The organism is Bradyrhizobium genomosp. III, assembly GCF_000261705.1.
In the GTDB taxonomy this organism is placed as follows: domain Bacteria; phylum Pseudomonadota; class Alphaproteobacteria; order Rhizobiales; family Xanthobacteraceae; genus Bradyrhizobium; species Bradyrhizobium ottawaense.
This window is the reverse complement of record NZ_AJQF01000385.1, coordinates 1-9,309: the sequence shown is the minus strand read 5'-3', so window position 1 is coordinate 9,309 and position 9,309 is coordinate 1. Positions and strand designations below refer to the sequence as shown.

The following is a 9,309-nucleotide window of genomic DNA, read 5'->3' as shown; positions in this document are numbered from 1 at the left end:
CAGCCGCACCGCTGCGGTCGTCTCCATCGAGCCGATCGCAAGCGGTCCCTTTGGCGCGCCATCGTCGCGCGCGGCCAGCACGGCTTCACGCGAGAGTGCGGCCATCCGTTGCGCGTAGGGCAGGAGGCGCCTGCCGGCGCCGGTCAGCGTCATGCCCCGGCTGTGGCGTTCGAACAGCGGTGTGCCGATCTCCGCCTCCAGAGCCTTCACGCGCTGGGTGACGTTGGATTGCACGGTGTTCAGCTCTTCCGCGGCGCGAGTGATGCCGCCGGTGCGGGCGACTGCGGCAAAGGTGTTGAGATCGCTGAGTTCCATGGCCCGTTTCTCTTTTGAGATGGCAGCGTTCTGTAGAATTCAATTTTGAAGAATGATATTCGCGCCTAATCTTCCTGTCCAGAGCAGGAGGACTCATGCCGATTGCCACGCCGCTGACGGAGTTGCTGGGGATCAGACATCCGATCTTGTCGGCTCCCATGGACACGATCGCGGGCAGCCGGCTGACGCGCGCTGTCAGCGAGGCCGGCGGATTCGGCATCCTGGGTGGTGGATACGGTGACCGTGTCCGACTTCAGACGGAGGCCGCAGAGCTGAAGGGCTTTGCGCCGTTCGGCATCGGCTTCATCACTTGGAGCCTGGCGAAACAGCCCGAACTGCTCGACATCGCGCTCGACGCTCGCCCCCAGGCCGTGATGCTGTCGTTCGGCGATCCCGCGCCATTCGCGCCGCGCATCAAGGCGTGCGGCGTGCGACTGATCTGCCAGGTGCAGAGCGAGGACATCGCCAGGCAGGCGCTCGATGCCGGCGCCGATATCCTGATCGCGCAAGGCACCGAAGCCGGCGGCCATGGCGCATCGCGCACCACCGTCGATATCGTGCCGGCGATCGTCGATCTCGCGGCCGGACGCGTGCCGGTCGTCGCGGCCGGCGGGATCGCCGACGGCCGGGGCCTTGCCGCAATGATGATGCTGGGCGCAGCCGGTGTGCTGATCGGCACCCGCTTCTATGCGAGCGCGGAGGCCAACGGGGCGCAGGAGGCCAAGGAGCATATTCGCAGAGCTGACGGCAATGACACCGTGCGCGGCGTCATTGCCGACTGGTCGCGCAGCCTGTTCTGGCCGGCCCCGTTCACCGCGCGAACCCTGATCAATGATCACATCAGGCGCTGGACCGGCCGCGAGATCGAGCTGATGCAGCGCGCGAGCGAGGTCGCCGTCGAGTATGCTGCGGCGAAGGCCGCAGGCAATTTCGAGGTCGCCGCGGTCTTTGCCGGCGAGGCGGTTGGCCTGATTCATGATATTCCGCCCGCAGCCGAGCTCGTCGAGCGGATTGCGATTGAAGCCGAACAGCTCCTTGCCGGACGGCGCAACTCCATTGCGTCAGTCGCCTGAACCTAGAGAGAACAACCATGTGGCCTGACCGTCGACTGATCGACCTCTTCAAGACCGAATTTCCGATCGTGCTGGCGCCGATGGCCGGTGTGATGGATGCGGAGCTGGTGATCGCCGCGGCGCAAGGCGGAGCGCTGGGGTCGCTGCCGTGCGCGATGCTGTCGCCGGACAAGATACGCGAGCAGGTCAGGATCATCCGCAACGGCGTCACAGCGCCGGTCAATCTGAACTTCTTCTGCCACACGCAGGTCGAGCTCACGGCGGAGGCCGAGGCGCGCTGGAAGCAGCGCCTCGCGGGCTATTACAGGGAACATGGCCTCGATCCGGCGGCGCCGGTCAATGCCGCCAACCGGGCCCCGTTCGATGCGGCGACCTGCGCGCTCGTGGAGGAGCTGAAGCCGGAGGTCGTGAGCTTCCATTTCGGCCTCCCGGAGCAGGCCTTCCTCGACCGCATCAGGGCAGCCGGGTGTCTCGTGATCGCCTCGGCGACCACCGTGAAGGAAGCCGTCTGGCTCGACCAGCGCGGTGTCGACGCGGTGATCGCGCAAGGCGCGGAGGCCGGCGGCCATCGCGGCATGTTCCTGACCGAGAAGATAAGCGAGCAGCCCGGCAATCTTGCGTTGGTGCCGCAGATTGTCGATGCCGTGAAGGTGCCGGTCATCGTGGCCGGCGGCATTGGGGACGGGCGCGGCATCGCGGCAGCTTTCGCGCTGGGCGCCTCCGGTGTGCAGATCGGAAGCGCTTACCTGCGCTGTCCTGAATCCAAAGTGACCGCGGCGGGGCGCGCGGCACTGGCGGAAGGACGCGATGATTCCACCGTCATCACCAACGTCATGACCGGGCGGCCGGCCCGCGGCGTCCAGAACAGGCTGATGCGCGAAGCCGGTCCAATCTGCCCGGATGCGCCGCCATTTCCCCATGCGGCAACGGCGCTGGTGCCGTTGAAGGCGGCGGCGGAGAAGCAGGGCCGCGCGGACTTCACCAATCTTTGGGCGGGGCAGGCGATCGCCATGGGGCGGGACCTCCCCGCCGCCGAATTGACCCGGGATCTCGCCAAATCGGCGCTGGCCCGCATGAAAGCGCTGGCTGGGTAGCTCCGGCCCCGGTTGCGGCGCAAAACCGGCCTCTGCTATACGGCACATAGGTTTTGCCGTGAGAGGCCTTATATAATGTCCGTCGACGCCGCTACCGTCCGCCGCATCGCGCATCTGGCGCGCATCGCGGTTTCCGAGGGCGAGGTTCCGCATCTGCAGGGCGAGCTCAACGCCATGCTCGCCTTCGTCGAGCAGCTCTCCGAGGTCAATGTCGAGGGCGTGGAGCCCATGACCTCGGTCACCCCGATGCAGATGAAGAAGCGGCAGGACGTGGTCGATGACGGCGAGATCGCCGACGATATCGTTGCCAACGCGCCCGCGACCGAAGGTCACTTCTTCCTGGTGCCCAAGGTCGTCGAGTAATTTTTAGGACGTGGTCCGATGTGTCTGCTTTGCGACGATGAGAAGGCCTATCAGGCCTACATGAACTATCTCGACAAGATGGAGCGGCAGGGCAAGGCTGCCGATCCCAACGTCGCCGTCAATGCCGTGCTCGACGAGATCGAGGCCGCCGCCAATGCCGCCGCCAAAAAAGACGACCCGGCCAACGACAAGACCCTGTCTCCGTTCTTCTGCAGCCCGATCAATAAATGACCGATTTGACATCGCTGACGCTCGCCGAGGCCCGCAAGGGTCTCGCCGACAAGACTTTCACGTCCCTCGAGCTGACCGACGCGCATCTGAGCGCCATCGAAGCCGCGCGGGTGCTCAACGCCTTCGTGATGGAGACGCCGGAGCAGGCGCGCGACATGGCCAGGGCCGTGGACGAGAAGATCGCCAAGGGCGATGCCGGTCCGCTCGCCGGGATCCCGCTCGGCATCAAGGATCTGTTCGCGACCAAGGGCGTGCGCACCACCGCATGCTCGAAGATCCTCGGCAATTTCGTGCCGACCTACGAGTCCACCATCACCTCGCAGCTGTGGCGCGACGGTGCGGTGATGCTCGGCAAGCTGAACAATGACGAGTTCGCGATGGGCTCGGCGAACGAGACCTCGTGCTTCGGTCCCGTCGGCAATCCCTGGCGGCGCGAGGGAAGCAACACCACGCTGGTGCCGGGTGGCTCGTCCGGCGGCTCTGCCTCGGCGGTGGCGGCGCTGCTGTGCATGGGCGCGACCGCGACCGACACCGGCGGCTCGATCCGCCAGCCGGCGGCGTTCACCGCGACCGTCGGCATCAAGCCGACCTATGGCCGCTGCTCGCGCTGGGGCATCGTCGCCTTTGCCTCCTCGCTCGACCAGGCAGGTCCCATTGCGCGCAGCGTGCGCGATTCCGCGATGCTGCTGCGCTCGATGGCCGGCCATGACCCGAAGGACACGACCTCGGTCGACATTCCCGTGCCCGATTACGAGGCGGCGATCGGCAAGTCCGTGAAGGGCATGAAGATCGGCATTCCCAAGGAGTACCGCCTCGACGGCATGCCGGCCGAGATCGAAAAACTCTGGAGCGAGGGCGCGGCGTGGCTGAAGGCGGCCGGCGCCGAGCTGGTCGAGGTGTCGCTGCCGCACACCAAATACGCACTGCCGGCCTATTACATCGTGGCGCCGGCGGAAGCGTCCTCGAACCTCGCGCGCTATGACGGCGTCCGCTACGGCCTGCGCGAGCAGGCCAAGAACATCACCGAGCTCTACGAGAACACCCGCGCCGAAGGTTTTGGTGCGGAGGTCCGCCGCCGCGTCATGATCGGCACCTATGTGCTCTCGGCCGGCTATTACGACGCCTACTATTTGCGCGCCCAGAAGGTGCGCACGCTGATCAAGAAGGATTTCGAGGATTGCTTCGCCAGGGGCGTCGACGCGATCCTGACGCCGGCGACGCCGTCGGCGGCCTTCGGCATCGGCGAGAAGGGCGGCGCCGATCCGGTCGAGATGTATCTCAACGACATCTTCACGGTGACCGTGAACATGGCGGGCCTGCCCGGCATCGCGGTGCCCGCCGGCAAGGATGCGCAGGGCCTGCCGCTCGGCCTGCAGCTGATCGGCCGTCCGTTCGAGGAGGAGACGCTGTTCTCGCTCGGCGAGGTGATCGAGCAGGCGGCCGGCCGCTTCACGCCCGCGAGGTGGTGGTGAATGCCGCGGCGTTCATCGCGAGCCTCGACGGCGCGGCGCCCGCGCCACACCTGAGCGCGCCGCTCGCCGGCCTGTGGTGGGCCGCGAAGGGGGACTGGGACCGCGCCCACAAGATCGTCCAGGACGAGCAGGGTCGCGACGCAGCCTGGGTGCACGCCTACCTGCACCGCGTCGAGGGCGATCTCGGCAACGCCGGCTACTGGTACCGCCAGGCCGGCCAGCCGGCTGCAAAGGATTCATTGGAAGCGGAGTGGGAGCGGATCGCTGTCACGCTGCTCGGGAGCACGACATGAGCACGGCCACGCACAAGCTTCTCAAGGGCGCCACCGGTGACTGGGAGGTGGTCATCGGCATGGAGATCCATGCTCAGGTGACGTCGAAGTCGAAACTGTTCTCGGGCGCCTCCACCGCGTTCGGCGGCGAGCCGAACACGCACGTCTCGCTGGTCGATGCCGCGATGCCGGGCATGCTGCCCGTCATCAACGAGGAATGCGTCAGGCAGGCTGTCCGGACCGGGCTCGGTCTCAATGCGCAGATCAATCTGCGCTCGGTGTTCGACCGCAAGAACTATTTCTATCCAGACCTGCCGCAGGGCTACCAGATCAGCCAGTACAAGTCGCCGGTCGTGGGCGAGGGCGAGGTGATCGTCGATCTCGACGGCGGCCGCACTGTCTCCATCGGCATCGAGCGGCTGCATCTGGAGCAGGATCCGGGCAAAATGCTGCACGACCGGTCGCCGTCGCTGTCCTACATCGATTTCAATCGCTGCGGCGTGGCGCTGATGGAGATTGTCTCGAAACCGGATATCCGCGACGCCGAGCAGGCCAAGGCCTATGTGACCAAGCTGCGCTCGATCATGCGCTACCTTGGCACCTGTGACGGTGACATGGAGAAGGGATCCTTGCGCGCCGACGTCAATGTGTCCGTGCGCAAGCCCGGCGCGCCGCTCGGCACCCGCTGCGAAATCAAGAACATGAACTCGATCACCTTCATCGGCCAGGCGATCGAGTATGAAGCGCGGCGCCAGATCGAGATCCTGGAGGACGGCGGTCAGATCGAGCAGGAGACGCGTCGGTTCGATCCCAACAAGGGCGAGACCCGCTCGATGCGGTCCAAGGAAGAGGCGCACGACTATCGCTACTTCCCCGATCCCGACCTGCTGCCGCTGGAGTTCAGCCAGGAATTCGTCGACGAGCTGAAGGCTGAGCTCCCCGAGCTGCCGGACCAGAAGAAGACGCGCTTCGTCGCCGATCTCGGCCTGTCGGCCTATGATGCGAGCGTGCTCGTCGCCGAGCGCGAGAGCGCGGTGTTCTACGAGACAGTGCTCGACAAGCTCGGCAACCGCGCGCGCGACGGCAAGATGGCGGCGAACTGGGTGATCAACGAGCTGTTCGGCCGTCTCAACAAGGAAGGCCGGGATATTACGGGCTCTCCGGTGGGCGCCGAGCAGCTCTCGGGGATCATCGACCTGATCGGCGAGGGCACGATCTCGGGCAAGATCGCCAAGGATCTGTTCGAGATCGTCTGGCAAGAGGGCGGCGATCCCCGCGCGCTGGTCGAAAGCCGCGGCATGAAGCAGGTCACGGATCTTTCGGCGATCGAAAAGGTTGTCGACGACATCATCGCGGCCAATCCCGACAAGGCCGCGCAGGTGAAGGACAAGCCGCAGTCGCTCGGCTGGTTCGTCGGCCAGGTCATGAAGGCCTCCGGCGGCAAGGCCAACCCGCAGAGCGTCAACGACCTGCTCAAGTCCAAGCTCGGCGTCTAGCGTCGCGCGTTCGAACGAGGTGACGGACACGCTTCGTCACCTCGCTTTCGGTTCGTGATGCGACGCTCGCGCGCATCCTCAGCGGCAAACTTCATCCCGACCAGAGGCGATGCGACGGCCGAATCGCCGTCACGCGATTCGCGCAAAAAGGCGGCTCGCTCACGCTCTGGCGAGCGCTCGCGCCGTTAAGCATGAAAATAATTTCGTTGCCAAAAATCGCGACTCAGAGTCCGCGAAATGCCTTTGCAAGGTGATCTCGACCGTCACGATGCGCACCGTCGGGTCGATCGTGCGCGATGCGCGCGTGCAGGAAAATACTTGCTGCATAGAGTTTTCTGCAATCGCATCTCTCGCAGACATCGACGATGCGGGCACTCTGCGCGATCGTGCAAACGCGTCATGCAGCGTGCTTGCATCGCGCTCGCCAAGCGCACGCGCCTTGCGCCGTCAACACTTCTTTAAGCGAGACGCTGTTTTTTTCGTTGTGTTGGTGTATTCGGGATGAGTGTGCACTCGATCCCCGAATGCATGCAGCGATTAAGCCATCTCACACATCGGAGGGCAACATGGCCAAGAAAGCTAAGAAGGCAAAGAAGGCGAAGAAGGCGAAGAGCGCAGTGAAGAAGACTGCGAAGAAGACCCGCAAGGTCGCCAAGAAGAAGTAACTTCGCTTCTGAAGTTGCCGGCTCCTCGAGAGCCGGCACGTCATCAGCGCCTCCCAGAGGTTCTGGTCGACGATAGAGGGTGTCGGCGAGACATCAGGTCAACGGTCGGACCGTTCTCTTTTGCGGTCCGGCAGAAGAAACAAGTTTTCTTCGTTCGGTGCGGGGCCGGTTCTCCGGTTCTGCAATTTCACGAGTGGCCTCGCGGTCAAAGTGGAATCTGGTCCTGACGTGTTCGCCGACGCCCTCGTTCTCCTGAGGCCGGGGTATTGCCGGCATTCCTTTTCCCCACATTGCTGATCTGACCACAGCGCGTCCGCGCCGCTCTTGTCGTGCTGCCTTGGGGCAGGCAAGGGCTGAGGCCCGATTGCGTGGTGTTTGCGCCACGCTTTGCCATTCGCGGTGTCATCGCCCGGCTCCGACCGGGCGATCCAGCGCGCCGAGACGGCAGTGGTTGAATCGATGGGCTGCGGCGTACTGGATTCCCGCCCGCGTGGGGAATGACAGGGCGGAGGCGGCGCCCACCGCGCGCGATGGTTATCGATGTCCCAAAATCCCAAGGTAAACCAAATCTGACGAATCGCGGAAGTGCCTGCAAATCAGGGACTTCTTGAATTCTGTGCGCCGGCGCCGCGCGCTCGCGTTTACGTCTGCTTCATCGCGATACTTAAACTGCCATTCAAATTTGCCCATCATCATCGCCTCCAACAAGCCGGCAAACGGCGTTGGGTAAAAAGACTAAGGGATGAGTTGAACAGTGCACGGTCCCGGGAAGGGGCATGCACATCAGAGTTGGACGGGAGCCGCGCTCGGGGGAGCAAGGCACAAGAAAAAAGGGGATGCGTTATGTTTCAGGGTACTTTCGATCTGGAGACGGCAACGCCGATCGACGCGACCGCGCTGTCGGACGTGCTGTTCGAGCGGGGGATCTATTGGGCGAGCGGCCGTTCCGGGCTCGTCGATCTCGTCGCCGCACACAAATGGTTCAACCTCGCCGCCCTGAAGGGCCGCAAGGACGCCGTGACGCTGCGCCAGGAAGTCGCCGGGCAGATGTCGGATGCCGAGATCTCGGCCGCGCAGCGCGAGGCGAGGGCGTGGGTCTCCACGCACTGAACCGAGAATTGCATCCGCACCCGTGTTCGCACGGGTGGGCCTGGTTGCGCTGAATCAAGTTTCTTCGTCGTGCCGCCACATAAGACCCGTGCGGCATGAGCGAGCCCGACACTAAGAGACGATGGCTGCCGATTCAGATCGCTCCCGATGAGTGCGATCTGGAACTCGGACGTCCGCACAAGACGGGGATTCTGCCCTGGTCGTTCCCGTGCCGGCGCAGGTCCGGCGTCTGGTACAACGTCTGGGCCGGCGAGGCGGTGCTGATTTCGCCCTCGCATTGGCGCATCTGGCGGTTCCACCGGTAGGCACGGACCACACATACCCACACATATAAGATGGCGCGAATCGAGCTGGTGCTCGCCGCGCCGATCCTTGCGCCAGGCTTTCGCGCGACCTCACGAGCGCATTCAGTTGAAAGAACGCCCAGACTTTGATTGATTCTGCCGCTGGGTGGCGGAGAGGGAGGGATTCGAACCCTCGATACAGCTTGAGACCGTATGACGCTTTAGCAAAGCGTTGCCTTCAGCCACTCGGCCACCTCTCCGGTGCGAGCCTTATGCATCTAATTACTCGGGCCGGTCAATTTGGAAGCGTGTGTTTTCGCTCGAATATTCCCAGCGATTTTCGCAGCAAAGCAGTTTGCTCCCGGGGCGTGACCGTAACGTTGCGAGAATCGGGCACAGAGTTGGAGCGTCCGGCGCATCTCGAAGGATAGTTCCGCCCATGAGAACGTCTTAGCTCGCGTAAGAGACTGAATTTACTGGAAGAATCGATTGAGCGGGGGCGGGCGGTCGAAAGTTCGATTCGTGGCATCTCCGTCAGCCGGCTCCAATAGCCCCGCTATCCACAAAGGTGCTCGTCGTGCACCTTGAAGCCGCGCCTGCATCAGGCTGGGGAGGCGCGGAGCAGGTCGATGAGCTCTCCTTGAGTCTCCCTCCGATTCTACGATTCGAGGGCGTCAAAGCCCCTCCAGGCCGAGATCTCGCTTGCGGTGCCTTAAGTGCGGAACTTTGATGGCAAAAGGAACCGTCTCTAAAACATCAAAGAAAACAATTGGTTGCGAGGGCGCTCCGATCACATCTGCGTGTTATTTGTGCAACACCCGCCGGAAAACAAGCTTCATAGGCCCGTTTCAAAGCGTTCTCTTGTTGTGTGTGCAAGGACGTTCGGTAATTGTGACTGAGCGACGGAGGGGGGCATCCCGAGGTCGTCCCGTTT

Annotated in this window: 11 protein-coding genes and 1 tRNA gene; 10 read left to right on the top strand and 2 right to left on the bottom strand. The window is 63.8% G+C overall.

All coding sequences use genetic code 11. The features are described from left to right. On the bottom strand, window positions 1-315 hold a 315-nt coding region (locus IC66_RS0131345), incomplete at its 3' end, for a LysR family transcriptional regulator (protein ID WP_038950290.1). A gap of 95 nt (window positions 316-410) precedes the next feature. On the opposite strand from IC66_RS0131345, the gene IC66_RS0131340 reads away from it, so the two are divergent. The 10 genes from IC66_RS0131340 (at window position 411) to IC66_RS43765 (ending at window position 8,396) form a co-directional block, all read left to right on the top strand. Then, window positions 411-1,388 (top strand): NAD(P)H-dependent flavin oxidoreductase, encoded by a 978-nt coding sequence (locus IC66_RS0131340; protein ID WP_038950289.1) that lies wholly within the window; start codon window positions 411-413, stop codon window positions 1,386-1,388. A gap of 17 nt (window positions 1,389-1,405) precedes the next feature. Beyond that, the gene (locus IC66_RS0131335; protein WP_038950288.1) at window positions 1,406-2,482 is read left to right on the top strand and encodes an NAD(P)H-dependent flavin oxidoreductase; all 1,077 of its coding nucleotides are present in this window, start codon (window positions 1,406-1,408) and stop codon (window positions 2,480-2,482) included. Between the two features lie 75 nt (window positions 2,483-2,557). Then, window positions 2,558-2,845, top strand: coding sequence for an Asp-tRNA(Asn)/Glu-tRNA(Gln) amidotransferase subunit GatC (gene gatC, locus IC66_RS0131330; protein ID WP_028143922.1), 288 nt, complete (start codon window positions 2,558-2,560; stop codon window positions 2,843-2,845). An 18-nt stretch (window positions 2,846-2,863) separates the two neighbouring features. Continuing rightward, complete coding sequence (locus IC66_RS0131325; protein ID WP_018321091.1) at window positions 2,864-3,076, top strand: hypothetical protein; 213 nt, start codon at window positions 2,864-2,866, stop codon at window positions 3,074-3,076. After that, window positions 3,073-4,548 carry an Asp-tRNA(Asn)/Glu-tRNA(Gln) amidotransferase subunit GatA gene (gene gatA / locus IC66_RS0131320; RefSeq protein ID WP_038950287.1) on the top strand — a complete coding sequence of 492 codons (1,476 nt, stop codon included), beginning with the start codon at window positions 3,073-3,075 and terminating at the stop codon, window positions 4,546-4,548. The genes IC66_RS0131325 and gatA overlap by 4 nt, the downstream gene beginning before the upstream one ends. Further along, window positions 4,539-4,841 carry a hypothetical protein gene (locus tag IC66_RS0131315; RefSeq protein WP_028143920.1) on the top strand — a complete coding sequence of 101 codons (303 nt, stop codon included), beginning with the start codon at window positions 4,539-4,541 and terminating at the stop codon, window positions 4,839-4,841. Before gatA ends, IC66_RS0131315 begins: the two co-directional genes overlap by 10 nt. Further along, window positions 4,838-6,316, top strand: a complete 1,479-nt coding sequence (gene gatB / locus IC66_RS0131310; RefSeq protein WP_028143919.1) for an Asp-tRNA(Asn)/Glu-tRNA(Gln) amidotransferase subunit GatB — start codon at window positions 4,838-4,840, stop codon at window positions 6,314-6,316. Before IC66_RS0131315 ends, gatB begins: the two co-directional genes overlap by 4 nt. A 250-nt stretch (window positions 6,317-6,566) precedes the next feature. Further along, complete coding sequence (locus IC66_RS47230; protein ID WP_162131348.1) at window positions 6,567-6,821, top strand: hypothetical protein; 255 nt, start codon at window positions 6,567-6,569, stop codon at window positions 6,819-6,821. Window positions 6,822-7,824: 1,003 nt separating this feature from the next. Continuing rightward, entirely contained in the window at window positions 7,825-8,091 is a 267-nt protein-coding gene (locus IC66_RS0131295) for a hypothetical protein (RefSeq protein WP_018321086.1), read from the top strand. Between the two features lie 95 nt (window positions 8,092-8,186). Beyond that, window positions 8,187-8,396: a hypothetical protein gene (locus tag IC66_RS43765; protein ID WP_080670245.1), complete on the top strand. Its 210-nt coding sequence runs from the start codon at window positions 8,187-8,189 to the stop codon at window positions 8,394-8,396. A gap of 146 nt (window positions 8,397-8,542) precedes the next feature. Here the strand turns inward: IC66_RS43765 and IC66_RS0131290 are convergent. Continuing rightward, window positions 8,543-8,635: transfer RNA gene (locus tag IC66_RS0131290), tRNA-Ser, on the bottom strand. Window positions 8,636-9,309 lie beyond the last annotated feature (674 nt).